Source organism: Haloferax sp. Atlit-48N, assembly GCF_003383015.2.
In the GTDB taxonomy this organism is placed as follows: domain Archaea; phylum Halobacteriota; class Halobacteria; order Halobacteriales; family Haloferacaceae; genus Haloferax; species Haloferax volcanii.
The window spans coordinates 1,154,270-1,179,549 of sequence record NZ_CP137689.1; the positions used below are offsets into that span (position 1 = coordinate 1,154,270).

The window sequence follows — 25,280 nt, forward strand, 5'->3', positions numbered from 1 at the left end:
CCCGCAGTGAGGGACGACCGTGTACGGGACCCTCGCACGACTCGCCCGCGACGAGCCGGAGACGGCGATTCTCGGCGTCGAGTCGCTGCTCGCGGCCGGCGTCCTCCTCGGCGTCGCGCTGACGCTCGTCTCGTCGCTCGCGCCGACGCTCCCGCTCGCCCACGTCGGGTTCACGCTCGCGGCGGCCGCGACGCTCCTTCTCACGGCCGTCTCACTTGTGGCCGCGTCGCGGCGAATCGCCCTCCTGCTCACCGGCCGCGGCGGCCTGCGAATCGAGACGTTCTGGCGACTGCTCGAACTGATGCTCGCGTTCCTCGTCGCCGGTATCGTCGCCTTCGCGGTCCAACTCGGTGAGTTCGCGCCGACCGTCCCCGACCCGCGGGGCGGCGGCGTCTTCGTCGGGCTGTTCCTGGCGTTCGTCCTCGCGGGCGTCGGCCTCGCCGTCGTCGTCTGTCTCCGCGGGATGTGGCTCGTCGTGAACGCCGAACTTCAGTCGGCGCTCGACGGCGTCTGAGCCGCGCCGATGCCGTCGAGTCGCTTCACCGCCCGGAGCGCGACGACGGCGATAGCGACCTCTGCGAAGCCGACGACGAGAAACGACGGGAGGTAGCCGACCACGTCGGCGACGACGCCCCCGATGAGGAAGCCGGCGAGGAAGCCGAGGCTGCCGAAGACGTTGAAGCCGCCGAGGGCCGCCCCGCGCTCGCCCGACTCGGCGAGGTCGGTCACGAGCGCCATCGTCGCGGGCGCGACGAGCGCGCCGAAGACGCCGACGACGACCATGAGAGCGGCCGCGAGTTCGAAGACCGGGGCGACGCCGACGGCGACGATTGACACGCCGTAGAGCATCGACCCCGCGACGACGGGGACGAACCGGCCGACGCGGTCGGACAGCGAGCCGAGGGGGTACTGCAAGAGCGCGAAGGGGACGAAAAAGAGCGCGAGCACCCCGCCGGCGACGGCGGCGTTCACGCCGAACGCCTCGCGGAAGTAGTACACCCCGACGAGGGCGAAGAAGCCGGCGGTCATGCGGTCGATGAAGCCGAAGGCGTACGGGACCGCGAACGCCGGGCGCGCGGCCAGTTTCTTGAGGACGACGCCGACGCCGACGCGGGTCGAATCGGGCGTCCTGTCGGTGACGGTCGTGACGAGCAGCGCGACGGCGGTGAGCGACGCGGCCGACGCGTACAGCGGCGCGAGGGGGTCGATGGTCGTGAGTTGGCCGCCGACGACCGAGCCGAGCGCCGCGCCGAGGCCGATGGCGATGCCCGCCGCGCCCATGTTCCGGCCGTTGCCTCCCGAGAGGTCCGCGAGCATCGTAATCGACAGCGAGAACGCGCCGATGGTCATCGCGCCGCCGAGGAGGCGGACGATGAGGACCGCGCCGAACGTGGCGTCGAGCCACGGGAGCGTGGCGAGCGCGAGGAGCGCGACGTAGCTGGCCGCGCCGCCGAGCGCGCCCGCGACGATGAGCCACGTCCGCCGGCCGAGCGCGTCCGAGAGCGCGCCCCAGACGCTCGAGAAGGCGACGAACGAGGCGAACTCGGCGACGAGAAACAGCATCCCGGCCGAGAGGTCGTACTCCCCTTGCCCGCCGCCGAGGGCGGTCACGAGGTCGGAGACGCCGGGATAGAGGAGCACCTGCGAGACGAGGACGCCCCAGACGGCGAGCGCGAGTGTCGCGCGTTCGCGGCGCGTCGAGTCCATACGGGGTCGGTCGGCCCGGACGGAAATAGCCCTGTCCTTGTTCGATTCGATTGCCGTTACCCGAGGCGGATGGGGTCGAATTCGAGGAAGGCCGTCTCGTACCCCTCGTGGCGGGCGACCTGCGGCGGCACGTCCACCGCGAGGTCCGCGGTCGCGTCGTCGCCGGCGAGCCCCGGAACCGACGCGCCGTAGTGGAAGCCGAGGTCGGCGTCAAGGCCGGGTTCGAGGCGGCCGTCGAAGCGGGTCGACCCGCCGGATTCGACGGTCGCGGTGAGGCCCAGCCGCGGGACGAGAAGGCGGTTGTAGGGCGTCAGCGGGAAGACGACGAGGTACGGGTCGTCGCCGAAGCGGTCGGCGTCGAGGACGGTGCCGACGAGTCGGAGGCTCCCAGTCGTCGCGCCCCCCAGCGCCGTCCCCGGAAGCGTCTCGGGGCCGCGGCCGAGCGGAAGCCCGTCCATCTCCATCGGCCTGACCGCGCCGGGGTCGCCCTGCTGGTCGTCGAGCATCGTGTACGGGATGTCGTCGCGGTCGCCGGCGCTGTACTCGAAGTCGAGCGTCGCGCTCGCGGGGGAGTCGAACCGGCCGACGAGGTCACCGAAGAGGCGCAGCGAGGGCGCGCCCACGTCCACCGTCACCTCGTAGGTGCCGTCGCCGTCGAGACCGAAGTTCGAGCCGTAGTGAAAGCCCATCCGCTGGGAGAGCATCGCGTAGACGACCTCCTCGCTCACGAGGTCGCCGTCGCGGGCGATTTCGAGAGAGAGGCCCGTGTCGGGGACGACGACGCCCGTCTCGGGGTCCCAGACGGTCGCCATGAGATGCACGTCGTCGCCGGCCTCGACCGACATCTTCGACGTGCCGAATCCGTCGCCCTCGTCGGCCATCACCCAAAAGCGGTGGGGGTAGCTGTAAAAGACGCCCACGCGGAGGTCGCCGGCGTTCGCGCTCCCGACCATGCGCATCCCCTCGGTGTGGGTCGGGACGTACACCTCGTCCGGGCGGTTCGAGACGACCGGCGGCTCGTTCGACGTGTAGAGCCGACCGAGTTCGGCGAGACAGCCGGAGAGACCCGCGGCCGCGACGGCTCCGCTCGCCGCGAGGAACCGACGCCGACTCGTCATGCCTCCCGGAGCGCGGTGAGGTCGTCGATGAGCGACTGTTCGTCCGGCTGGTTACCGCGGTAGGTCCGCTCGACGTAGCCGTCGCCGTTGACCAGCGAGATGAGCCCGAGGTGGGTGAACATGTAGTTGCCCTCGTCGTCCGGCTCGTTTTTCTCGAAGAAGACGCCGAACTGGTCTTCGACGACCGACTTCGCCTCGGCCTCGTCGGCGGGCCGGAGGAACTGCCAGTTGCCCGCGTCCATGTCGACGTTCATCTGGTCGGCCTCCGCGCGGAAGGCGTCGGCGTCGTCGCGGGCGGGGTCGAACGTGATGGGGTAGAACGACACCTCGTCGGCGTAGCCCTCGCTGACCGAGTGAATCTGGACCTCGCGGAGCGCGCTGATGAGCACCGGACAGACGGTCATGCAGTTGGTGAAAAAGTACGTGTGGAAGTGCGGCACGTCGATGTCGCGCACCGACACCTCGCTCCCCGCGATGGGGTCGGTGAGCGTCACGTCGGGGACCTGCTGGCCCCACGCCGGATACGGGAGGTCCTCGCTGGACACGTCGTTCTCGCGGTCCGGCTTCGACAGCGACACGTTCGGGTTGGCGTTGCTCCCGCCGAGACAGCCCGCAAGCCCGACGGCCGCGCCCGCCCCGGCGGCGCGGAGATACGTTCGTCGTTTCATTACCCTCGCTAGCGCCCCGGCACTCAAATGCCGTTTGGTGTGCGTTTCGAACGGTAGCGCGCGTGTTCTCGTCCCGCACGCCGGAGGCGAAATCTTCGACGCACACACCAGAACGGACTTCCCCGCGAGGTCCCTAGCCGGGCGTATGTTCGACGGGTCTCCGTTCCGCCGGGAGTTCCTGAAGGCCGCGGTCGCCGCCGGCGGCGCGGCGGCGCTCTCCGCCTGCCTCGACAGGGCACCGGACGACCCCGTTCCGGCGGGGACCGACGCGTTCGAGGCGCTCCCGAGCCGGCAGCACGCGTGGAACGAGTTCTGTCGGGGAGACGACCACGGCAACGTCGAGATGCCCCGCCATCAGGTGCTCCTCTATCTCGACCTCGACGGCGAGGGACCGCCCGACGAGGCCGCCCGCGCGACCGTCGAGAACGCCTTCCGCGTCCTCGACCGCGCCTACGAGCGGAGCCACGAGGGCGTCATCTGGTCGGTCGCCTACTCGCCGCGGTACTTCGACCGCTTCGACGACCCGCTTCCCGACAGCGTGGACCTGCCCGAACCGCGGGCGCTGTCGCCGTTCGAGACGCCCGACTTCGACCGGCAGGACGCGCTCGTCCACCTCGCGTCCGACCGCGCCGACGCGGTTCTCGAAGCCGAACAAGCCCTCCTCGGCGAGGCGGACGAGGCCAACGGCGTCGCCGTCGACGCCGACCTCTCGGGCGTCTTTTCGGTCGCGTCCCGGCGGACGGGCTTCGTCGGGGCCGGACTCCCCGCCGAGCACCAGTCCGACCTGAACGGCATCCCCGACGGGAACCCCGTCCCCGAGGCGTCGCCGCTGTTCATGGGGTTCAAAGCGGGATTCGCAGGGAATCAGGCCACAGAAGAGTACGTCACCATCGACGAGGGGCCGTTCGCGGGCGCGACCACGAAGCACGTGGCGAACATCCGCCAGCGCCTCTCGGACTGGTACGACGAGGAAGACCGCTACCACCGGGTCATGAAGCTGTTTTCGCCCGCGCACGCCGAACAGAATCTCGTCGACGGCGTCGGCGACAACCTCGGCGACGACAGCGGTATCGACGCGATGCTCGACCGCCTCCGCGACGACGCCTTCGAGTTCGGCCACGTCGGCCACGCCCAGAAGGCCGCCCGCGCCAACCGCGACGAGGAGGGCAACGTCAGACTCCTCCGCAGACACTTCGAGTCGGCCGACGACGGCGTGGCGAGCCTGCACTTCCCGTCGCTCCAGCGCGGTATCTCGGCGTTCGAGGAGGTCCGCGAGGCGATGAACGGCACCGACCTGACCGACGTGCCGACCGTCCGCCAGCGCGTCAACAACGGGATTTTAGAGTACATCTTCGTCAAGCGCCGCGGCAACTTCCTCGTGCCGCCGCGGGAGATCCGCGCGTTGCCGACGCCGACCGGCGAGGTGCCGGGACTAGCCGACTGAATCGAGCGCTTCCGCTTACGTGTCCGGTCGGCCGCGCCCTCAGACGTGTCCCAAGAACGACAGCGCCAGCCAAATCTGCCAGAGGCCGGCCAGCACCATCACGACCGCGGCGGCTTTCTGGACCGAGCCAACGTAGCCAGACAGCGACCGGATTCGGTCGCCGCCGAGCGCGGCCGCGACGGTGACGACCGAAAGCGGGAGCGCCGCGGCGGCGGCGTAAGCCCCCAGCGAGACGACCGCCTGCGCGGTCGGGAGCGCGAGCGATTGCGTGACGACGCCGAGGAAAATCGGGACGACGCAGCCGGCCGCCGCGAGGCCGTACACCCCGCCGAAGACGGCGAAACCGGTCACGGACGACCGGTACTCCGGGAGGACGACGTGGAGGCTCGGCGCGCGCCCGGTGAACATGAGGACGCCGAAGCCGACGAGCGCCGCGCCGACGAGCGGTTCGAGGAGCGCGAGGTGCGAGGCGATGCGGCCGCCGACGACCGCGAGCGCGCTCCCGATAGCGCCGAGGACGACCAGCGCGGCGAGCGAGGCGACCGCCCCGCGGACGACCGCGCCGCCGAGGTCGGCCTCCTCGCTGGAGAGGTAGTAGCCGACGTAGCCCGGGAGAAGCGGGTAGGCGCAGGGCGCGAAGAAGGTGGCGACGCCGGCGCTGACGGCGAACGCGAGCGTGCCGGCGAAGGCGGAATCGAACCCCAGCGCGGGGCCGAGACCGAACCCGGGCATCAGGCGACGTCCTCGACGGCCGCGCGGAGATTCTCCTCGCTGGCGAGTCCGCGGTGGGTCCACGTCGCCTCGCCGTCGGCGTCGAAGACGACGAGATACGGGAGGCCGTTCGCGCGGACCGCGCGCATCAGGCTACTGTCGGGGTCGTGGCCGACCGTCCAGTTCCCGTCGTGTTCGGCCCACCAGTCGCGGATGTCGTCCATCGTGAGGCCGCCGCCGAGGCGCTCGTTCGTCACCGAGACGAACGCCACGTCGTCACCGAACTCCTCGTGGAGCGTCCGCAGCGACTCCATCTGGGCGACGCAGGGCGCACACCACGTCGCGAAGAGGTCGAGGACGGTCGGCGCGCCCTCGGCGGGGATTCGAACCTCGCCGGCCGACGACCCCTGCGCGTCGACGGTGTCGACGACGAGCGGGAGGTCGCCGGAACCGGACCCCGACGACGCGGTGGCGGAGGCGGGGTCGGCGACGTCGCTCGTCGTCTCGGCGGCGTCGCCCGCTTCGGCGGGTGCGGACCCGTCGCCGAGACAGCCCGCGACGCCGGCGACGCCCGCGCCCGCGAGCAGCGAGAGGAGGGCGCGTCGTCTCACCGGGGGTCACCTCGTCGGGGTCGGGAGCGCGGTCGCGTCGTGTGCATACTCGTGGCTAGTGAATCCCGTCGTAAAGCGTCGCTGGTGTCGTGCGCGAATCCCGCGCGAGAGGTGGTGTGGACGTCGAACCACGCGACTCGCGTCCGATTACCGGGCGTTCTCGACGGCGCGCTGGAGGTCGGACCATCGCGGCGCGACCTGCTCGCCGTCGACGAGAACCGTCGGCGTCCCCTGGAAGCCGCGCTCGTCGACGGCCTCGGTCCGCTCGGCGTCGACGAGCGGGCGGTAGCGTTCGCGCGAGGCCGCCGCGGCGACCGAACAGCCGTCGAGGTCGGCGTCGTCGGCGAGCGACTGGAGCGTCGACAGCGACCCCTCGGCGTCGCCGCCGCCGAACTCCGATTGGTTCTCGTAGAGCGTGTGGGCGAAGTCGAAGAAGGTCTCGTCGTCGGCCTCGTCCTGGACGGCGCGGGCCGCCGAGGCCCCCTTCCACGACCACCATTCGTCCACCGGAATCGGGAAGTCGTGGTGGCGGTAGCGGACGATTCCCTCCGAGACGTACTCGGACCGGAGCTGCGGGGCGACGTCGACCGCGAACGTCGCGCAGTGAGGGCAGGCGAAGTCCTCCCAGACGTCGACGACGACGCTCGCGTCCTCGGACCCGATGACGGGCGTGGGGAGCGAACTGACCGTGTCGCGTTCGGGGACCTCACAACCGATGGCGGCGACGGCGTCGTTTCCGGACCCGCCGCTTCCGCCGCCGAGGCACCCGGCGGTGCCCAGCGTCAACGCACCCGCCGTGGCGGCGAGGTACGCGCGTCGTGTGTTGCGCATGGTCGGGGTCGGGGACGGACGAACTTAGATTCTCCGAGGCGAATCGCGGGGTTTCGGAGGGCGTTGCCGCTTTTCGTGGTTCGATTCGGGAACGCGGAACTCCGGCGACTCACGGCCGACGACCGCGATTTCAGTCGTCTCACAAACGACACTGATTAAGCCTCCTGTGGCGTCACCCAACACGTGCCAACCGTCCACTTCCGCGGCCGGGAAATCGAGTGCGACCGCGGGGACGTCCTCCGCGACGTGCTCCGCGCGGCCGGCGAATCGCCGCACAACGGCCACTCGTCGTGGTTCAACTGCCGCGGCGGCGGCTCCTGCGGCACCTGCGCCGTCGGGGTTCGCGGTCCCGTGACCTACCGGACGAAAAAGGAGCGCCGCCGGCTCCGATTCCCCCCGCACGACCCCGACTCGGGTCTCCGACTCGCGTGCCAGACGGTCGTCCTCGGCGACCTCCGGGTGGAGAAGTACCCCGGATTCTGGGGCCAACACGTCGACGACGCGGAGAGCGACGCGGACGAAGCCGGCGACGCCGGCGACGCGGAGGGCGCGCAGGACACGGGGGACACACCGGACACCCGAGAACGGCGCGAAGCGACCGACTGAGCCGGCGGGTCGGTCAGTCGCCGGCGACGTGGTCGTACCACGACAGCAGGTCGTCGCGGTCGCGGGTGTCCGCCGGGAGCTCCGAGACGCGGAACCACCGCGCGGCCGAGATTTCTTCGTCGGGGTCGTTCACGCTGAGTTCCGCGGCCCCGTCGACGCGGGCGCGGTAGACGGGCATCACGCCCCACGTCTGGTGGCCGTCGCAGCGGATGTCGATTCGGGTGGCCATCGCGAGGCCGCCGTAGTCGGCGGTGATACCGGCCTCTTCAGCGAGTTCGCGCCGGGCGGCCTCGGTGAAGCCCTCGTCGTCGCTGTCGACGCCGCCGCCGGGGAGGACCCAGAGGTCGACGCCCTCGTGGCGGACGAGCAGTATCTCGTCGTCGCGGCGGCGGACGACGGTGTGGACGCCGTAGGGCGTCCCCGTGGACTTCACGCGGGAGGCGAGCGTGCGGAACCGCGGGCGGGAGACGCGGCGGGTGTGAACCGGTTCGAGGTAGTCGGCGTCGGCGTGGTTCCGGCGCAGGCGGTGGTACGCCTGCTCGGCGCGCTGTCGCGCCTCGTCCGCGAGGAACCACAGGTCGTCGACCGTCATCGGCGCGCGGCCGGCGGTCGATGTGCGAGCGGGCGACTCGGCATACCGCACGGTTCGGCGCGGCTCCACAAATCGGCTTCGACACGCGTCGTCGCGAGCGGCGGAGCCGGCGACTTCGCGTCCAATCATCGCCCTTTTATCCGGTGACGCGGAACCTGTGGGTATGAGCTTCGAGAAAGACGACAAGGTCGTCCTGAACGACAAGCACAGCGAGTTCGACGGCGAGACCGGCACGGTCACGCAGGTCATCGAGAGCATGTTCGGCGAGCCGACCTACACCATCAGCTTCGACGAGGGCCAGGAGGTCGGCATCGCGCAGGACCAGCTCGAAGCCGCCGACGGCGACGACGCGGACGAAGCCGACGAAGAGTAAGCGACCGACGACCGACCGACGCCTCTCAGACCCACCATGCCACGCGTTCCGTTCCACTACATCGACCTCCGAACGTTCTGCTACGAGACGGAAGACGAAAAACGGGTCGAGGAGGCGCTTCGGACGTTCCTCCCCGACGAGTTCGACGTCGACCGCGTCGAGAGCACCGGCCACCACGGCGACCGCATCATCGTCTTCTCCGCGCGCGTCGAGCGCGCCAACGACGTGCGGCACGTCCTCGACAAGATACGCGACCTCCCCGACTTCGAGACGCTCCTCGACGAACTCGACCAGCGCGTCACGGACAACACGGAGTTCTTCCTGCGGCTGGACAAACAGGCCGCGTTCAAGGGCGAGGCCCGCCGCGGCGGGGGGCTCACCCTTCGCGCGAAAGTCGAGGCCTACCCGGCGAAGAAGGAAGCCGCGGTGGAGAACGCCCGCGACGCCCTCCTCGGCGACGAGTAGGGTCGTCCGCGAGCCGGTCGAATCGCTTCCGATTTCGCTGTGTTACTCGTCTTTCCACTTGATGGAACAGCCCTGCGAGGGGTACTCCTCGACGGGGATGTCGTCGCCGGCGAGCAGCGCCTCGACGGCCGTCCGCATCTCGTAGTCGGACACCTCGTCGTCGGGGCTCATCGCGTCGTCGATGCGGGAGTGGAACGCGAGTTCGAAGCCGTCGCCGGTGTTCTCGAAGAGGAACGGGTCGGGCGTGCAGACCGCGCCGTACTCCGCGGCGACCGTCTGCGACTCGTCGCGGAGGTAGGCGGTGTACCCAATCGTGCCGTCCGCGACGAGTTCCTGCATTCGTTCGAAGGAGTCCTCGGGGCGGTCCTCGGCGTCGTTGGGGTTGATGCCGACGACCGCGAGGTCGTCGTAGGCGCTGGCGAGGTGGTTCAGCTCCTCGAACTTCGCCTTCGCGTACGGACAGTGGTTGCAGGTGAAGACGACGAGGAGCGCGTCGTAGTCAGCGAACGACGAGAGGGAGTACGTCTCGCCGTCGGTGCCGGGGAGTTCGAAGTCGGGGGCGGCGTCGCCGCGTTCGAGTTCGGAGTCGGATTCGAGCAGTACCATGTCGCCACGTTGGCCCGCGAACATGAAAAGCGGTTGGCCCGCGGCAGTTCCGCGTCGCCTTCGGCGGCTCCGAGACGCCCCTCAGTCGATGGAGACGAGGGCGATTGCGAGGACCGCGAAGCCGATGCCGGCCACCTTGCGAACCGTCAGCGGTTCGCCGAGCGCGACGATGCCGACGACAGACGAGACCGCGAGGAACATCCCGAAGATGGGAGCGACGATAGAGACGGGGCCGAGCGCCAGCGCCCGGTAGTACGAGAGGATGCCGACCGCGAGGCAGGCACCGGCGGCGAGAACGTAGGGAAGTTTCGGGCTGATGACCGAGTCCGTGACGCTCTGCCCGGAGACGACGATGACCCCGACGGTTCCCACGACGAGCACGCCGTTAGCGACCAGTGCGGCCACGTCGCTCGGGATTTTGGCCTGGCCGGTCGTCGCCACTTTCATCAGCGGCGCGACGAGCGAGTAGGCCCCGAGCGCGACGACCGCCCACGAGAGATAGTTCACGGGTAGAACGCCGCCCCGAGTCGTGTATAGGGTTACGATTCGACCGCAAGCCGACGGGAGTGAACCGCGATAACACGGTGACGGCCCGATATCACTCGATTTAGAATCGAGTATGTATTCTCCCCGGAGATAGACAAATGAGACTAGATAGCGCCATCGACCAAATTTTTATCAAGTATTATCGCGTATTGGTGCGTATGTCTCAGGAAGTACAACCCTCGGTCATCGCGCACACGTGGGACGACCCGACTCGGTGTCCGTTCTGCCTCGACGAACTGGAGAGCGAAGGAGAGGGGTTCATGGACCACCTCGAAGAGAGCCCCATCTGTCAACAGGGGTTCGGCATGTGGCGCGATGCGGTCGCCGACGACGTCCGCGGCGAGTGGTCCGGATAGCGACCAAAAACGGTTGTTTTTCGCGACTCGGCCGGTTCACTCGGGCGCGACGCCGAGCTGTGACAGCATGGACATGCTGTCGGTGCTGTTCCACTCCTCGACGCACAGTCCACCCTCGTAGCGCGCTTCCACGATGCCCCACGTGTCCATCTTGCGGTGGGTCGCCGGGATGTCGCCGCGAGCGCTCCGGAGCGTCCCGTCGTGGGTGCCGGTCAGCCGATACCGACCGTAGACGCGGTCGTCCCGCGCCGTCACGTCGAACAGTTCCACGTGGAAGTCGGAGAAGGCGTCGTGGTACCGCCGCGCCCACTCTTCGACCGCGTCGGTCCCGATGATGCCCTCGGGGTCCGAAAAGGCGTGTACCTCGACCAGCGGGTCGTACTCCTCTCTGATGACCTCGTAGTCGCGTTTGTTCCACAGTTCGTCCGCCACGCGCATGAACGAGTCTCGGTGCTGTTGTTCTCGCTCGGATGTTGCTGCCATTTCCACCACCGTCCGGAGAGACGGCCGACAGCGGCTTAGTTATGGATTCTTGCTCTCACGAACGTCGCCGGGGAAGGGAATGACGACCCGACCACCGACGAGTTCGAAGCGTCAATGAGATTATGGGCTCGGCGTCAGAACCCCCGTCGTATGACGACTCGCGTCTCCCCGATTGCGGTGTTCGTTCCGGGACTCGTCTTCGGCGGCGCGGGGTTCGCGTTTCTGGGGCCGTTCGGTGCCGGCTTCGGCGCGGTCGTCGGCATCGCGCTCGGGGTGCTCGTGGGTCGAGGAGAGGAGTACTGAGCGCGACGCCCGGGGGGACCGCCGCGCACGAACGCGCCGCTCTCAGTCGCTCGGGGTCGCCTGCGGCCGTCGCGCCGACCCGTCGACCCGGCCGAGGAGCCACCGGGTCAGCCCGAACGACAGCAGGCCGAGGACGGCGACGACGCCGAAGGTGACGCGCACGCCGGCGAGGTCGATGAGCGCCCCGAACGCCGGAGGTGCGACGGCCCCGCCGAGCGAGATGCCGACGGTGACGACGGCGAAGTTCTTCCCGAGGTCGGCGCGCTCCGAGAGGCGGTCCGCGAGCGTCGAGCGCGCGGGCCGGGAGACGCTGATGGTCCCGCTGAAGGGGAGAATCGACGCGACGAGCGCGAGCGGGAGCGACCCGCTGGCTAAGAGCGCCGCCAGCCCGGCGAGCGCGGCGTACCCGCCGAGGGCGACGGTGCCGGGGCCGACCCGGTCGGTGAGCGCGCCGCCGACGAGAATCGTCCCCGCGCCGACGACGAGCATCGCCGAGACGAGGAGGTTCGCCGTCCCCGGCGCGAGGCCGTAGCCGGCGGTGAGCAACTGCGGCGAGTACGTCCGGATGCACCACGCGGCCGCCGAAGTGAGAAACGAGAGGAGCGCGAGCCCCATCAGCCCCGACGACGAGAGGAGTTCCGACGCGCCCCGCCGAATCCCCGCGAGCGTGGGGCGCGACGACGGGCGGTCTTCCGCCGCCGGTTTCCGGATTCGCTCGGGGAAGCCGCGGGCGACCGGGAGCGCGACGAGCGCGAACGCCGCGCCGAAGACGGCGATGCCCGCGACGGTCCAGCGCCAGCCGAACCCGAGCGCGCCGACGCCGGCGGCGATGGCGTACGAGACGGCGAAGCCGAGCGACCCGCCGAGGGCGTGCAGCGAGTACGCCCGCCCGCGGTTCGTCTCCGAGGAGGCGGTCGCTAACAGCGGGTAGTGCGCGGGGTGGTGGCCCGCGATGCCGACGCCGAGGAGCGCCTGCGAGGCCAGGAGCCACGGGTACGAGGGCGCGAGCGCGGTGGCGACGATGCCAGCCGCGCCGAACCCGAGCGAGATGGCGAGGACGAGCGTCCGGCTTCGCGCGTCGGAGAGGTAGCCGAAGGGGAGTTGCAGGAGCGTCACGACGCCGCCTTGGACGCCGATGGCGAGGCCGACGGCGGCGATACTCACGCCGAAGTCGTCGGCGACGAGGCCGATGACGGGCGCGAGCGCGACCAGATAGGCGTGGTTGACGACGTGCGAGCCGGCGACGAGACCGACCACGCGGCGCTCCTGTGTCTCCGTCACACCGGTCAATGGGAGGTGATTCGTGAAAAGCCCGCGGTCCGCGGCGACGGTGGTCCGGCGCGTGGGTCAGCCGCCACCGCGGTCAGCCGCCACCGCGGCCACCGCGCCGTTCCCCGCCGAGCCGCGCGCCGAGCCAGAGGTCGGCGAACGTGTCGAAGAACTCCGCGCCGGTGTCGACGAGTTCGCGCTCGATGCCGAGCGCCTGACACCGCTCGTCGACCGCCGCGAGGTGGCGCTGGAGCCGGTCTGTGTACTGCCGCGCCGCCGACCCGCCGAAGTAGGTCCGGCGCGTCGCCTCGGACTCGGGGTCCTCGAAGATGGCGTCGCCCGTCGCCTCGGGGTCGAGTTCGTCCGGGGTGAGCACCTGCGCGACGAGCACGTCGTTTCGCGCGAGCGCGGCGAGGCCGGAAGCCACGTCGTCGGGGTCGAAAAGCAGGTCGCTCACGACGACCACGAGCGACCGCGAGTGGATGGTCTCGGCGTACGTCGACAGCGCGGCCGTGATGTCGCCGTCGCCCCCGGGCGTCGTCTCGTTGAGCCGTTCGACCAGTCGGAGCACCTCGCCGCGGCTCGACGCGTCAGTGTCGATGCGGTCGGGCAAATCTCCGAGGAGCGAAAACCGGAAGTCGTTGTTCTCCTCGGCCGTCAGGTGGCAGAAGCCGAGGCCGAGCTTCGCGCCGTACTCGAACTTGTTCGCGTCGGCCTCGCCGAAGTCCATCGAGGCCGAGGCGTCGAGGAGGACGTGGACCGTCAGGTTCCGCTCGGCCTCGAACCGCTTGATGAACAGCTCCTCGGTCCGGGCGTACACCTTCCAGTCGATGAGCCGCGGGTCGTCGCCGGCGGCGTACCGGCGGTGGTCGCTGAACGTGAGCCCCTCGCCCACGTCCGGCGACTCCTGTTCGCCCTGCCGCTGGGCGTTCGAGACGCGCTTCAGCGAGGTGTCGAAGCGGTCGAGTTCGTCGAGGAAGCCGGGGTCTATCATCGCTCGGTCACTCGTTCAACAGCCGTTGAATCACGTCGTCGGGGTCGAGTCCCTCGCGCTCCGCCCGGAAGTCGAGGATGATGCGGTGTCTGATGACCGGCGGGGCCATCTCGACCACGTCCTCCCACGAGACGTGAGTGCGCCCGTGGACGAACGCCCGCGCCTTCGCGGCGAGCACGAGCGCCATGCTCGCGCGGGGGCTCGCGCCGAACTCGACCTGCTCGTCCTCGCGGGTGCTGCGGACCAGTTCGATAGTCCGGTTGCGGATGTCGTCGGAGATGGGTACCTGCCGGACGAGTTGCTGCGCGGCGAGCAGGTGCGTCCGCGGCAGGACGCGCTCGACCTCGGGCGACTCGCCGCCCTCGGCGTACTGCTTGACGATGGTCCGCTCCTCGTCGAACTCGGGGTAGTCGACGAGAATCTTCATCAGGAAGCGGTCGGTCTGCGCCTCCGGCAGCGGGTAGGTGCCGCCCTGGTCGATTGGGTTCTGCGTGGCGAGGACGAAAAACGGGTCCGGAAGCTCGTAGGTCTCGCCCGCGGCGGTCACCTGCTTTTCCTGCATGGCTTCGAGGAGCGCGGCCTGCGTCTTCGGCGTCGCGCGGTTTATCTCGTCGGCGAGGACGACGTTGGCGAAGATGGGGCCGCGCTCGAACACGAAGTCGCGGCCCTCCGGCGTCTCGCGGATGATCTCGGTGCCCGTGATGTCCGAGGGCATCAGGTCGGGCGTGTTCTGCACGCGCGAGAACCCCAGGTCCGTCGCGTCCGAGAGGGCTCGCACGAGCGTCGTCTTCCCCAGTCCGGGGTTCGATTCGAGCAGCGCGTTGCCGTCGCAGAGGACGCAGACGAGGAGTCGCTCGACCACGTCGTGCTGGCCGATGATGCGCTTTCCGACCTCGTCTCTGACCGCGCCGACGCTCGCTTGGAGTTCCTCGATGCTGAGGTCGTCGTCCGTCGGGACCGCGGCGTCGCCGTCGACCGCGGTTCGCTGTCCGTCGTCTCCGAATCGGTCTGGGTTGTCACTCATCTTCGTTCTCTCGTATCTCTAAGGTGTAGTCGCGAATCAGGTCGGCCTCTTCGAGCGTGTCGTCGGCGAGATAGCCGGCGCGCTGGCTCTCGACGGCGCTGTCGCCGCCGTAGCCGGTCGAGTCGTAGGCCGCGGCCGCCGACTCCGGTCCGTCGCCGTCGCCGCTACCGCCGGTTCCGGCGACGGTGGCGTTCAACTGCTCCGACCCGGCGGCCACGTCCTCGGGGTCACCGAGGATGGAACTGCCGTTTTGAAGCTGCGTCTCGTCGTCGGACGCGTCGGGGAGGTCGCCCGACGGGGTGGTCTCGCCGGCGAGTCCTTCGAACTGGATGTCCGAGATGGCGACCTGGATGCTCCCCGCCGAGAGGAGCAACGCGACGAGCAGCGCGCCGACGATGCGGCGGGTCGGCAGCAGTTCCACCGACGACGACTCCCGAAGGCGGGCCAGCACGTCGTCGTAGAGCGCGACCGACATGCGCGAGTCGCGGTTCGGGTTCCCGTCGTCGGCGACGAGGTCGCGGGCGGTCCGCAGCGCCTCGGCGACCGACGGGTTCACTTCCTCGAACTGCTCGACCGCCGGCACCCGCATCAGGATGAGGTACTCCGCGACGCCGACGAGGAGGCCCACCGCGAGGGCGAGCGGGACGGCGACGTGGACCGAGACGGCCGGGTCCACCCGCGGAAGGAAGCCGAGCGACACCGACGACCGGACGGGGAGTTCGACGACCCGGAACGCGATGTTCGCCAACAGCGTCGCCACCGCGGCGTCGACGACGCTGGAAACGACGGCGGCCTTCGCGGCCTCCCGGCGAACCTCGCTCACGGCGTCGGCCATCTCCTCGCGGCGAGCGGCTCCCGCGTCGTCGGGCGAACCTCTCTCGTCGGCGGCGGCGTCGTCGGGGGTCGTTTCAGACATCGCTACACACCGCCGGTTGGTTGCCGTCTTGGTAGCCGGCACAGGCTTGCCGGAGTTCGGCCCGGAGTTCGTCGACCCGGTCTTCGAGGCGGGAGACCTCCGACTGAAGCGAATCAATCTGGTTCTCCAGTCGGTCGTTCGTCGCTTCGAGCTCCTCGTTATCCGTTTCGAGGTCGTCAATCTGGTTTTCGAGGCGGTTGCGCTGTTCTTCGAGGTCGTCGAGCGTCGCCGTGAGTTCGCTGATTCGGCTCCGGGCGTCTTCGAGGTTGCTTTCGGTCTCTTGGAGTTCGTCCCGCGTCGACGACAGCTCGTTTTGCGTCGACGACAGCTGTGACTCCGTGTCTTCGAGGCTGTCGGAGACCTGCGACACGTCACCTCGGGTGCGTTCGAGGCTGTCGTTCAGCTCCCGTAGCTCCGTCCGCGTCGCCGACAGGTTCTGTCGGGTTTGCGAAAGGTCCTCTTCGAGCGCCGCGTTTCGCTCGCGCAACTGCTCGTTCTGTTGGTCGAGCGAATCGACCGAGTACTGGTAGAACATCGTCGCGCCGACGGTTCCGGCGGTGAGGAGGACGACGATGACGACGAGACCGAGGTTCAGGGACCGACCCAGGGCACTCATATCAGACCACCTTCACTTTGCGTTCGACCCCGATACACTTGAAGACGCCGGGCGAGTACCTCGATGAGATACAGGAGGAACGCGGCGGCGACGAACGCGACCGCCCAGTCGTCGCGCACGGGTTGGACGCCGGCGGCGTTGTCGCGGGCTGAGGCCGCGATTTCGGCCGCGTCGTTGGGGCCGTACATCGTCCCGCCGCTGTCGGAGACGGCGGCTTCGAGCGCGGCCGACCGGCCGAACCCGGCGTGCTCGACGGGGTAGTTCACCGCGAAGGCGGTGTCGAGCACGTCCCGATAGCCCGTCTCGGTGGGGACGACCGTCGCCTCGTAGACGCCGGGGCTGACCGCCGAAAAGCGCAGTCCCTCGACGCCCTGCGGGCGCTCGCCGCCGCGGTAGACGACGGTCGTCGACTGGTCGACCCGGGTGTCCGACACCTCGGCGACGCCGGACGCCTTCCGCTCGGGGTCACCGATGACGTAGTTCGTGGACTTGGTGAGCAGGAGCGAGTCGGGACTTTGGAGCAGGCCGTCGAGCGTGCCGTCGCCCGCGTAAGTGGTGACGGTGGCGACGCGACCGAGCCCGTAGCGCCACGACGCGACCGCGGGAGTGCCGTCGTCGGCCGCGACGAGGAAGTTCGCGCCGCTCCTGACCGACACGTCGTTGACGCTGCCGGGGTTCGCGGTCAGCTCCACCCCGGCGGTGACGAAGTCGTTCTGGTCGACGACCGTGAGGCCGTCGCCGGCGTACTGGCGGTTCGACCCGCCGAAGAGGATGCGGAGCCGGTCGGTCTCGTCGGCTCTGAGGTAGTTCCCGCCGGACGCCCGCGCGATGGCTCGGAGGGTCCGTTCGTTCGGGTTCGGCCCGGTCCCGATGGTGATGACGCTGACCCCGTCGCGACCGAGTTGGTCCGCGAGCGTCGCGGCGTCTTGGAACCGGTCGTGCCCGTCGCTGATGAGGATAATCGTCCCGCGCCTGTCGCCGAGCTGCTGGGCCGCGCCGTCGAGGCCGACGGCGATGTCGGTCGCGCCGCCGGACTCGAGGCGACGGATGAGGTCGGCGGTCGACTCGCGGTTCGGCCCGAGCGGGCGGAGCGGCGCGACGTCGTAGGCGCGGTAGTTGAAGCCGACGATGCCGACCCGGTTCTCGTCGCCGAGTTGGTCGAGCGCGTCGAGCGCGACCGATTTCTGGACGCGCATCCCGCTTTCCGCGCTGCCGGAGACGTCGATGGCGAAGACGAGGTTCGTCTGCTGGGACGCGCCCTCGCCGGTCGTGACCGGCAGCATCGACGCGAGGCTCGACCCGTCGTAGCCGCCGTTTTCGAACGCGTTGCGCCCGCCGACGGTCAGCAGGCCGCCGCCGTCGATGACGAACCGCTGGAGCGAGTCAGTGTTGCCCACGTCCTCGGCGCGGAGGTCTTGGAGGACGACGGCGTGGTACGACGAGAGGTCCGCGGGGACGGTCTCGGCGGTCTCCACGTCGTACAGCTGCGAGAGGTAGTCGCGGAACGGGTAGTCGCCGCGGGAGACGTACAGCACCCGCGGGGGCTCGACCACGCGGACCGTCTTGCGGAACACGTCGTTCGTCTCGAAGCGGTCGTCGCCGTCGATGCGGGCGGTGACGCGGTGGGTGCCGGTGGTCTCGAACGTCCGGGAGAACTCGATGCCGTCTGTGGTGGTGACCGTCTCGCGGGCGACCTCCTCGCCGTCGACGTCCACGACGAGTTCGACGGTCGCGGTCTCGACGTCGTCGGGGACGACCCCGTCGACCTGCGCGAGGAAGGAGTTCTCGACGCCGACGCTAGTCTTCGACGGGCCGCTGACGGTGACGTACTGTTCGGTCTCGGTCGGTTCGACCCCGACCGCGCTCACGGTCGCGTTGAGGTCGCGGGCGAGCGTCGTCGCGGACGCGAGGCTCCGCCCCGAGGTGACCTGCCCGTCGGAGACGAGGACGACCGTCCCGTTCGGCCTGAGGTTTGCCGCGACGGCGTCACCGATGGGCGACGACCCGCCGCGGGCAACGGTCGAGGTGGTGACGGGGACGCCTTCGTCCTCGATGTCCGACGCGAGCTGCGACGCCACGTCCTCGGTGACGGCCATGCTGTCGGAGTCGTCGACGAGGAGCGTCACCTGCGGGTCGCCGTCGGTCATCCGGGTCGCGACGGTGTACGGTCCCGCGGCCGCGACGACCAAGAGGACGACGACGAGAAGCCGGGACGCAAACAGGAGCCGCCGGGAGCGCCCGCCTGCGGTCCCGTCGGCCCCGCGGAAGATGAGCGCCCACGCGAGGAGCGCGGCCACCGGGAGCGCGACGAGGAACAGCGGGCGCTGGAGGCCGAGCGTCCGCCCGGCGGCCTCGACCGTCCACGCGAGGGGCGTCGTCGCGGCGGCGGGAGTCGTGGCGGCGACAGCGTCGAGCGCGGGCAGGACGGCCGACGCCGACCCGAGCGCCGCCATCAGAGGTCACCCCGCCGGCGCAGGTAGGCCAACTCGACCATCGTCGCCGCGAGCGCGACCAGCGCGGCCCACTCGGTGAGCGGGTCCGGAACCTCGCGCTCTTCGACCCGCGTCGGGTAGTCCGAGGGGGCCGACTCGCCGTCAAGCGGCGCGGCGGCCACGTCGGACTCGGTCTCGCTGAGGAGCGACGCCGAGAACCGCTCGTCGCCGACGCGGTAGAAGCCGGCGTCGTCGAGGCGGACCTCCGAGCCGGTCGCCTCGCCCGCGGGCGTCTCGACCGTCCGGTTCGCGCCCGCCGCGAGCGACCCGCCGGTCGCCCGGTTCAACTCGGAGAGCGTCGAGCGCCCGGCGAGGTAGAACACCGAGCGCTTCCAGAACACGGGGTACTGGTAGTTGTACTTGAACGCCGAGCTGTCCTCCATGAAGCCGTAGTAGAGGACGCGGCCGGCCCCGCGGCGCTCGACGGCGACGAGCGAGGTGCCGTCGGTCGTGTTCACGAGCGACTGGCCGGACCGGAGGTCGCCCGCGACGTACTCGGTCGGCGGCGGGAAGGTGATATCGCGGGTTATCGGGTGGCTCTCGACGGTCCCGATGGTCGGATTCGTCTCGACGCTTCCCTGCGAGACGAGCCGCAGGTCGCCGTAGCTCGGCGATTCCTCTTGGGCCTGAATCGCCACGCCGCCGCCGTCGGCGACGATTTCGCGGCCGGCCTCGACGTTGCCCGCGAGCAGCCGACCGGGGTTGACGTTGCTGTAAATAACCACGTCGTAGTTCGTCGAGACGGCCGTCGGCGGGTTGTCCACGGTCAAAGACACCTCGGGGATGACCGACAGCGCGGCCGTCAGATATCGGTTCTCGTCGTTCGTGAGGACGAGCACGTCCACCGAGGCGTCCCCGGGGGCCGCGACGTACAGCGCGTCGTCGGTCGGGAAGGCGTCGCCCGGTGAGAGTTCGACGCGCCCGCCGCCCGCGGGGACCGGGAGCGTCGCGGTCGCCACGTCACCGGGGTCCATGCGGACCTCTCGGGTGGCTCCGGCGAGCGAGAGCGTCCGCGTCGCCGCCGAGTCGCCGTAGTTTTTCACCGTCACGGTGACGTTCGCGCCGGAGAAGCGCCGGTCGACGATGCCGACGTTGCCCGCGCCGCCGCCCGCGAACTGCTGGAGTTCGACCACGAGGCCGCGGGCGCGGGCTTCGCGGACCGCGTCGCTCCACGGCGAGTCGTCCGCGAAGTCGCTCAGAACGACGACGCGGGCGTCCTCGCCGGCGACGGAGGCGGCGGCGGTAATCGCGGAGCGCAGGTCACCCGGCGCGTCGCTCGCTTGCAGGCCGTCGAGGGCGGCGCGGGCGTCGGTCGCGCTCCCCCGGCGGAGCACTACGTCCGCGTTCGCGCCCGCCGCAACGACCGAGGTCGTGCCGGACACCTCGTCTCGCGCCGCGGCGAGGGCGCTGTCGAATCGCGTCCCGCCGCCGTCGCGGACGCCCATGCTCGCGCTCGTGTCCACGACGAGGACGGTCTCTTGGACCGTCTCCGACTCGGGAACCAGCACGTACGGCGTCGCCAGCGAGCCGACGAGCGCGACGAGCGCGACCAGTTGGATGAGGAGGAGCAGGCTCCGAAGCAACCGGTCGAAGATGGGGTTCGAAGCGCTTCGCCCCGCCGCGTCCGCGAGGAACCGGAAGGTCGGGAGGGTGCGCCGGACCGGTTCCGGCCGGAGCAGATAGAGGATGACGAGCGGGACTGCCCCCAGGAGGGCGACCAACCCGAGGGGGAACAAGAAGAACTCGGTGAGGGCCATGCCCGACCCGTGGCGCGCCTCCGGTATGGCTGTTTCCCTACTCGTTGACACGTTCCGTATTATCGACCTATCGGAATGCGCGACTGTTCGGCGCAATCGCCCGTGACCACCCTCCGAATAATTACTGTCGGATATTATATTGTCAACTAAAAGTACGTCATTGCATAACAATGCACTTGAATCATAACACGACACAATTTTATGCTCTAAAGTTATTTGTTGAGCTACGATGGGAACTGATAGGTACACACCGCGGTCGTACGACGACATCGCCCCGGACCAGCGTCCGTCGCTGAAACAGGCGCTCGTTCCGGTGCTCGGACTCGTCGCCTTCCTCGGTCTCGGGTCGGCGTGGCTGGGGCTCGACCCGCACATCCCGCTCATCTGGAGTATCGCGCTGGTCGGCCTCCTCGGTCGGTTCGTCTGGGGCTACACCTGGGAGGACCTCTACGAGGGCATCGAACGCAGTCTGGCGATGGGGTTACAGGCGATTCTCATCCTGTTTACCATCTACGGCGTCGTCTCGACGTGGGTCGCCGCGGGGACGATTCCGACGCTGATGTACTACGGCCTCGACCTGCTGTCGCCGCAGGTGTTCCTGCCCGCGACGGCGCTCCTCGTCGGCATCGCCACCTTCGCCATCGGTTCGTCGTGGACCGCGGTCGGCACGCTCGGCGTCGCCTTCATCGGCATCGGCTCGGGGCTCGGCGTCCCGGAACCGATGACGGCCGGCGCGATTCTCACCGGCGCGTACGCGGGCGACAAGCAGTCGCCGCTGTCGGACACGACGAATCTCGCCGCCGCCGTCACGAACACCGACCTCTACGACCACATCCGCGCGATGCGAAACGGAACGGCCGTCGCGTTCGGCCTCTCGCTCGTCGGCTTCGTCATCCTCAGCCTCGGCATCACCGGGACGATTCCGGCCGGCCAAATCGCCGATATTCAGACCGCGCTCGCCTCCACCTACGACACCACGCTCCTCGCGTTCCTGCCGCTCGCGGTCACCTTCGGCCTCGCCGCGGCTGGCTACCCCGCGCTGACCGTCCTCCTCGCCGGCGCGTTCGCCGGCGCGTTCACGAGCATCCTCGTGCAGGGCGCGTCGTTCGTCACGGCGTGGCAGACGTTCATGAGCGGCACCGGCCCGGAAACCGGCTCCGAACTCGTCAACAGCCTGCTCGCGTCCGGCGGCGTCTCCGGCTCCGCGTGGACCATCGCCATCGTCGTCGCGGCGCTGACGCTCGGCGGTCTACTCGAACAGACGGGCGTCCTCGCCGTCCTCGCTCACCGACTTCAGCGCGGCATCCAGAGCCCGCGTCTGCTCGTCGCTTCGACCGGCATCTCAGCGATGCTGACCAACGCGCTCACCGCCCAGCAGTACATGAGCATCGTCGTCCCAGGCATGACGCTCCGCGACACCTACGACGAGTTCGGCCTCGACAGCTCGGACCTCTCGCAGGCCATCGAGTCCGCCGGGACGCCGACCGGCGCGCTCCTCCCGTGGCACGCCGGCGGCGCGTACATGGCCGGCGTCCTCGGCGTCTCGACGCTCCAGTACGCCCAGTACTACTTCTTCGGCTACCTCTCGCCGCTCGTGCTGTTCGCCTTCGTCCTCGCGGGCGTCGGCTTCTCGGGCAACAGCGCGGCACAGCCCGGTCCCGCCGCTCCGGCGGCGGACGACGACTGACGCGACGAAAACTCGCGCCGCGGTATCGAACCGACCTGCGCTTTTTTACCGCTCTACCGCCGCTCTGAGCGCCCGCACCTCGTCGCGGACGGCGGCCCACTGCCCGACCGTGCCGGGGAGTTCGTCGCGGTCGTCGTGGCCCTCGATTCGGTCGCGGAGAGCGCCGGGATCGTCCACGTCCTCGAACCGGATTGCGCCGCCGCCCGCGGCCTCGACCGAGACGGTCCCGTAGCCGAACCACGACCCCGTGACGCCCTGCGAGAGCGCGCTGTTCTGGACGCGGTCGAGCGAGACGCGCTGGACCGTCCGAGAGAGGACGCCCGTCTTCCGGTAGAGCGCCCGGTCGGTGACGACGTAGCGCGTGTTGGTGACCCGGAGGTACGACCACGCGGGCAGGAGCGGGCCGACGAGGCCCACGACCGCGAGTTCGGGCGCGTCGTTCGCGGCGGCCGCGACGGCCGCGACGACGACGACGGCGAGCCCGACGACGGCCGCGGGGATGACGGTCTGTATCCGCGGCCGACCCTCCCAGCGGACGGTCTCGTCGTCGCCGCGTGCCAGCCAGTCGTCGATGGCCGCGACGGTTTCCTCGGACGATTCGGCCACAGTCGAGCCCCCGTTGCTCGAATCGCCGCCCGTCATCGCTCGTCGGTCGTCGCGTCGAACTCGAAGTCGCTCGGTTCGAGCGCGTCGTCGCCTGCGGCGTCGGGGTCGGGGACGGCGTCGGGTTCGTCGCCCGCTCGGTCGGTCGCGTCGTCGCCCGCATCATCGCCCGCGACGCCGCCCTCGCCGTCGACGGCCTGCCGAATCGCGCGGAGTTCGGTCAGGATGTCGTCGAGGACGGCCGCCTTCCCCTCTGCGTCGGTTTCCGACCCGGAGCGGCGCTTGATTCGCTCGTTGACGAGCGTCTGGAGCGACTGCGGGTCGGCGACGTTCTGGAAGCTCATCTCGATGCCGCTTCCGCCGGCGGTGCTGATGTCGACGGAGCCGTAGCCGAACTGTCCGCCGAGGAACGTCTGGCTGTAAGAGGTGTCCTGCACCTTGTCGAACTCGATGCGCTGGACGTTCCGGGAGAGGACGCCCGTCTTCCGGTAGAGCGCGTCTGAGGTGACGACGTAGTTCGTGTTCTTGTGCGAGAGATACGACCCGACGAGGAGCGGGATGCCCACGAGGACGAACGACAGCGGGACGCCGACGATGAAGGAGGGCACGAGGCTGTACGGGTGCGGGGTGTCGGCCCAGAGAACCTCTTCGTCGTCGTCGAGGGTAATCCAATCGAACTCGGTATCCATCGCTGACACGTTTTCCCCGGCGATGGAATAGTGTTCCGCCGGCTGCGGCCGCCGCCAGTGAGTAACGGTATCAACCAACATGACAATTCCACCCGGTTGGGCAAACCATTTTACCGATGCCTGCAACGGACTGTCCATGGACAAGCAGTCACTGCTCGACTTGCTGCGTCACGACGCTCGCGAGAGCGTAGATGACATCGCCCGCCAGCTGGGCGCAGACGCCGAAGCAGTGGCAGCAGCGCTCGAAGAACTCGAAGACGACGGGGTCATCCGCGGCTACCAGGCGGTCGTCGACTGGAACAGCGTCGACGAGGAACACGTTCGCGCGCAGGTCGAAGTCGACGTCGAACTCGACCGCGAGACGGGCTACGAGGAGATTGCCCGCCGCATCGCGCGGTTCCCCGAGGTCGCCACGCTGCGACTCGTCTCCGGCGACTACGACTTCTTCATCGAGGTCGAAGGCGCGTCGATGCACGCCGTCTCGAACTTCGTCTCCGAGCGCATCGCCCCCATCCCCGAGGTCACGAAGACGGTCACGCACTTCGTGATGGACTCCTACAAGGAGGAGGGCATCGAACTCGGCGACGGCGACGACGACGACCGACTCTCAGTGTCGCCATGACGCTCGGCGACCAGCTTTCGGACCGCGTCGAACAGGTGCCGCCGTCGGGCATTCGGAAGTTCTTCGAACTCGCCGAGGAGGTCGACGACGTCATCTCTCTCGGCGTCGGCGAACCCGACTTCTCCGCGCCGTGGGCCGCCCGGACGGCCGCCATCGACTCGCTCGAACGCGGCAAGACCTCCTACACGTCGAACCGCGGGATGCGCGAACTCCGCGAGGCCATCTCGGAGCGCGTCACCCGCTACGGGCAGGAGTACGACCCCGAAGACGAGATTATCGTCACGACGGGCGCGAGCGAGGCCGTCGACCTCGCGTTCCGGGCGTTCGTCAACCCCGGCGACGTGGTGGCGATTCCCCAGCCATCGTACATCTCGTACACGCCGGGGGCCATCTTCGCCGGCGGCGAACCGCTTCCGGTCCCCACGCGCGCCGAAGACGAGTTCAAACTCACGCCCGAGGCGCTCGAAGCCGCCGGGGCCGACGAGGCCGACGTGCTGGTGCTCTGCTACCCGAACAACCCGACCGGCGCGGTGATGACCGACGACGAACTCGCCGACGTGGCCTCGTTCGTCAGGGACCACGACCTCGTCGTGCTCTCCGACGAAATCTACTCGGACCTCCGGTACGAGGACGACCACGCCTCCATCGCCACCCACCCCGGCATGCGCGAGCGGACCATCGTGTTCAACGGCTTCTCGAAGGCCTACGCGATGACCGGACTGCGCCTCGGCTACGCCATGGCTCCGGCGGGGGCCATCGACGCGATGAACAAGGTCCACCAGTACGCGATGCTTTCCGCGCCCACGACGGCGCAGTACGCGGCGCTCGAAGCGCTGCGGTCCTGCGACGACTCCGTCGAGGAGATGCGCCGCGAGTACGACCGCCGCCGGCGGTTCGTCCTCGCCCGCTTCGAGGAGATGGGACTCGACTGCTTCGAGGCGAAAGGCGCGTTCTACGTCTTCCCCGAGGCCCCCGACGGCGACGACGAGGCGTTCGCCGAGGGCCTCCTCGAAGAACAGAACGTCGCGCTCGTCCCGGGAAGCGTCTTCGGTGAGGGCGGCGCGGGCCACCTCCGCGTCTCCTACGCGACGGGGATGCGCGAACTCCGCGAGGCGATGGACCGCATCGAGGCGTACGTCAGCGACTGAATCGACCGGGCGACACCCGACTCGACCCCGTCACCCGCTTTTT

At 69.5% G+C, this 25,280-nt stretch carries 29 protein-coding genes; 10 read left to right on the plus strand and 19 right to left on the minus strand.

Annotation, left to right across the window (positions count from 1 at the left end):
* Nucleotides 1-19 precede the first annotated feature (19 nt).
* Entirely contained in the window at nt 20-514 is a 495-nt protein-coding gene (locus tag DEQ67_RS06265; protein WP_004063699.1) for a hypothetical protein, read from the plus strand.
* On the opposite strand, the gene DEQ67_RS06270 is transcribed toward DEQ67_RS06265, so the two are convergent.
* From DEQ67_RS06270 to DEQ67_RS06280, 3 genes are read right to left on the minus strand one after another with little or no spacing between them, the layout of a single operon-like run.
* Nucleotides 490-1,707 (minus strand): MFS transporter, encoded by a 1,218-nt coding sequence (locus DEQ67_RS06270; RefSeq protein ID WP_004063698.1) that lies wholly within the window; start codon nt 1,705-1,707, stop codon nt 490-492. The two genes, DEQ67_RS06265 and DEQ67_RS06270, sit on opposite strands and share 25 nt — an antisense overlap.
* Before the next feature lie 56 nt (nt 1,708-1,763).
* Nucleotides 1,764-2,825 (minus strand): iron transporter, encoded by a 1,062-nt coding sequence (locus DEQ67_RS06275; RefSeq protein WP_115860042.1) that lies wholly within the window; start codon nt 2,823-2,825, stop codon nt 1,764-1,766.
* Nucleotides 2,822-3,493, minus strand: a complete 672-nt coding sequence (locus tag DEQ67_RS06280) for an SCO family protein (protein ID WP_115891285.1) — start codon at nt 3,491-3,493, stop codon at nt 2,822-2,824. The genes DEQ67_RS06275 and DEQ67_RS06280 overlap by 4 nt, the downstream gene beginning before the upstream one ends.
* A 145-nt stretch (nt 3,494-3,638) precedes the next feature.
* Between DEQ67_RS06280 and DEQ67_RS06285 the strand changes: the two genes are divergently transcribed.
* Complete coding sequence (locus DEQ67_RS06285) at nt 3,639-4,937, plus strand: DUF7405 family protein (protein WP_115891284.1); 1,299 nt, start codon at nt 3,639-3,641, stop codon at nt 4,935-4,937.
* Nucleotides 4,938-4,976: 39 nt separating this feature from the next.
* Here DEQ67_RS06285 and DEQ67_RS06290 read toward each other — a convergent pair whose 3' ends face one another.
* The 3 genes from DEQ67_RS06290 to DEQ67_RS06300 all read right to left on the minus strand — a co-directional run bounded on the left by DEQ67_RS06290 (nt 4,977) and on the right by DEQ67_RS06300 (nt 7,090).
* Complete coding sequence (locus DEQ67_RS06290) at nt 4,977-5,669, minus strand: cytochrome c biogenesis CcdA family protein (protein ID WP_004063692.1); 693 nt, start codon at nt 5,667-5,669, stop codon at nt 4,977-4,979.
* Nucleotides 5,669-6,259: a TlpA family protein disulfide reductase gene (locus tag DEQ67_RS06295; protein WP_115860036.1), complete on the minus strand. Its 591-nt coding sequence runs from the start codon at nt 6,257-6,259 to the stop codon at nt 5,669-5,671. Before DEQ67_RS06295 ends, DEQ67_RS06290 begins: the two co-directional genes overlap by 1 nt.
* A 147-nt stretch (nt 6,260-6,406) precedes the next feature.
* Nucleotides 6,407-7,090 (minus strand): DsbA family protein, encoded by a 684-nt coding sequence (locus tag DEQ67_RS06300; protein WP_115802474.1) that lies wholly within the window; start codon nt 7,088-7,090, stop codon nt 6,407-6,409.
* A gap of 183 nt (nt 7,091-7,273) precedes the next feature.
* Here DEQ67_RS06300 and DEQ67_RS06305 point away from each other — a divergent pair, with 183 nt between their 5' ends.
* The gene (locus tag DEQ67_RS06305; protein WP_115802475.1) at nt 7,274-7,696 is read left to right on the plus strand and encodes a 2Fe-2S iron-sulfur cluster-binding protein; all 423 of its coding nucleotides are present in this window, start codon (nt 7,274-7,276) and stop codon (nt 7,694-7,696) included.
* Between the two features lie 13 nt (nt 7,697-7,709).
* Here the strand turns inward: DEQ67_RS06305 and DEQ67_RS06310 are convergent, their stop codons facing one another.
* Entirely contained in the window at nt 7,710-8,288 is a 579-nt protein-coding gene (locus DEQ67_RS06310) for an NUDIX hydrolase (protein WP_004063685.1), read from the minus strand.
* A gap of 163 nt (nt 8,289-8,451) precedes the next feature.
* Between DEQ67_RS06310 and DEQ67_RS06315 the strand changes: the two genes are divergently transcribed.
* A complete protein-coding gene (locus tag DEQ67_RS06315; protein WP_004043693.1) occupies nt 8,452-8,661 on the plus strand; it encodes a hypothetical protein in 210 nt (69 codons plus the stop codon).
* 36 nt (nt 8,662-8,697) lie between these two features.
* Entirely contained in the window at nt 8,698-9,126 is a 429-nt protein-coding gene (locus tag DEQ67_RS06320) for an RNA-binding protein (RefSeq protein WP_004063682.1), read from the plus strand.
* A 42-nt stretch (nt 9,127-9,168) separates the two neighbouring features.
* Here the strand turns inward: DEQ67_RS06320 and DEQ67_RS06325 are convergent, their stop codons facing one another.
* Together DEQ67_RS06325 and DEQ67_RS06330 are read right to left on the minus strand one after the other, a co-directional pair.
* Complete coding sequence (locus DEQ67_RS06325; protein ID WP_115802476.1) at nt 9,169-9,732, minus strand: thioredoxin family protein; 564 nt, start codon at nt 9,730-9,732, stop codon at nt 9,169-9,171.
* An 81-nt stretch (nt 9,733-9,813) separates the two neighbouring features.
* The gene (locus DEQ67_RS06330) at nt 9,814-10,239 is read right to left on the minus strand and encodes an EamA family transporter (RefSeq protein WP_004043690.1); all 426 of its coding nucleotides are present in this window, start codon (nt 10,237-10,239) and stop codon (nt 9,814-9,816) included.
* A 197-nt stretch (nt 10,240-10,436) separates the two neighbouring features.
* Between DEQ67_RS06330 and DEQ67_RS06335 the strand changes: the two genes are divergently transcribed.
* Complete coding sequence (locus DEQ67_RS06335; RefSeq protein ID WP_004063678.1) at nt 10,437-10,634, plus strand: DUF7501 family protein; 198 nt, start codon at nt 10,437-10,439, stop codon at nt 10,632-10,634.
* 36 nt (nt 10,635-10,670) lie between these two features.
* Here the strand turns inward: DEQ67_RS06335 and DEQ67_RS06340 are convergent, their stop codons facing one another.
* Entirely contained in the window at nt 10,671-11,117 is a 447-nt protein-coding gene (locus tag DEQ67_RS06340; protein WP_115860034.1) for an ester cyclase, read from the minus strand.
* 150 nt (nt 11,118-11,267) lie between these two features.
* On the opposite strand from DEQ67_RS06340, the gene DEQ67_RS06345 reads away from it, so the two are divergent.
* Nucleotides 11,268-11,420 (plus strand): hypothetical protein, encoded by a 153-nt coding sequence (locus DEQ67_RS06345; RefSeq protein ID WP_188148263.1) that lies wholly within the window; start codon nt 11,268-11,270, stop codon nt 11,418-11,420.
* A 42-nt stretch (nt 11,421-11,462) separates the two neighbouring features.
* Here DEQ67_RS06345 and DEQ67_RS06350 read toward each other — a convergent pair whose 3' ends face one another.
* The 7 genes from DEQ67_RS06350 to DEQ67_RS06380 form a co-directional block, all read right to left on the minus strand.
* Nucleotides 11,463-12,701 (minus strand): MFS transporter, encoded by a 1,239-nt coding sequence (locus DEQ67_RS06350; RefSeq protein ID WP_004063672.1) that lies wholly within the window; start codon nt 12,699-12,701, stop codon nt 11,463-11,465.
* An 82-nt stretch (nt 12,702-12,783) separates the two neighbouring features.
* A complete protein-coding gene (locus tag DEQ67_RS06355; protein ID WP_004063670.1) occupies nt 12,784-13,683 on the minus strand; it encodes a DUF58 domain-containing protein in 900 nt (299 codons plus the stop codon).
* A 7-nt stretch (nt 13,684-13,690) separates the two neighbouring features.
* A complete protein-coding gene (locus DEQ67_RS06360; protein ID WP_004043682.1) occupies nt 13,691-14,707 on the minus strand; it encodes an AAA family ATPase in 1,017 nt (338 codons plus the stop codon).
* On the minus strand, nt 14,700-15,623 hold the full coding sequence (locus tag DEQ67_RS06365; protein ID WP_115802481.1) for a DUF7502 family protein: 924 nt from the start codon (nt 15,621-15,623) through the stop codon (nt 14,700-14,702). The genes DEQ67_RS06360 and DEQ67_RS06365 overlap by 8 nt, the downstream gene beginning before the upstream one ends.
* Nucleotides 15,616-16,239, minus strand: coding sequence for a chromosome partitioning protein (locus DEQ67_RS06370; protein ID WP_115891283.1), 624 nt, complete (start codon nt 16,237-16,239; stop codon nt 15,616-15,618). The genes DEQ67_RS06365 and DEQ67_RS06370 overlap by 8 nt, the downstream gene beginning before the upstream one ends.
* A complete protein-coding gene (locus DEQ67_RS06375; protein ID WP_115891282.1) occupies nt 16,236-18,692 on the minus strand; it encodes a vWA domain-containing protein in 2,457 nt (818 codons plus the stop codon). Before DEQ67_RS06375 ends, DEQ67_RS06370 begins: the two co-directional genes overlap by 4 nt.
* Nucleotides 18,692-20,488, minus strand: coding sequence for a vWA domain-containing protein (locus DEQ67_RS06380; protein WP_115891281.1), 1,797 nt, complete (start codon nt 20,486-20,488; stop codon nt 18,692-18,694). Before DEQ67_RS06380 ends, DEQ67_RS06375 begins: the two co-directional genes overlap by 1 nt.
* Nucleotides 20,489-20,717: 229 nt before the next feature.
* On the opposite strand from DEQ67_RS06380, the gene nhaC reads away from it, so the two are divergent.
* On the plus strand, nt 20,718-22,175 hold the full coding sequence (gene nhaC / locus DEQ67_RS06385) for a Na+/H+ antiporter NhaC (RefSeq protein ID WP_115860030.1): 1,458 nt from the start codon (nt 20,718-20,720) through the stop codon (nt 22,173-22,175).
* A gap of 45 nt (nt 22,176-22,220) precedes the next feature.
* Here nhaC and DEQ67_RS06390 read toward each other — a convergent pair whose 3' ends face one another.
* A complete protein-coding gene (locus DEQ67_RS06390) occupies nt 22,221-22,817 on the minus strand; it encodes a PH domain-containing protein (RefSeq protein WP_115891280.1) in 597 nt (198 codons plus the stop codon).
* Nucleotides 22,814-23,467, minus strand: a complete 654-nt coding sequence (locus DEQ67_RS06395; protein ID WP_115860026.1) for a PH domain-containing protein — start codon at nt 23,465-23,467, stop codon at nt 22,814-22,816. The genes DEQ67_RS06390 and DEQ67_RS06395 overlap by 4 nt, the downstream gene beginning before the upstream one ends.
* Nucleotides 23,468-23,603: 136 nt before the next feature.
* Between DEQ67_RS06395 and DEQ67_RS06400 the strand changes: the two genes are divergently transcribed.
* Together DEQ67_RS06400 and DEQ67_RS06405 are read left to right on the plus strand one after the other, a co-directional pair.
* The gene (locus DEQ67_RS06400; protein ID WP_004043674.1) at nt 23,604-24,089 is read left to right on the plus strand and encodes an Lrp/AsnC family transcriptional regulator; all 486 of its coding nucleotides are present in this window, start codon (nt 23,604-23,606) and stop codon (nt 24,087-24,089) included.
* Nucleotides 24,086-25,237 (plus strand): pyridoxal phosphate-dependent aminotransferase, encoded by a 1,152-nt coding sequence (locus tag DEQ67_RS06405; protein WP_115802485.1) that lies wholly within the window; start codon nt 24,086-24,088, stop codon nt 25,235-25,237. The genes DEQ67_RS06400 and DEQ67_RS06405 overlap by 4 nt, the downstream gene beginning before the upstream one ends.
* The last annotated feature ends 43 nt before the right edge of the window (nt 25,238-25,280 follow it).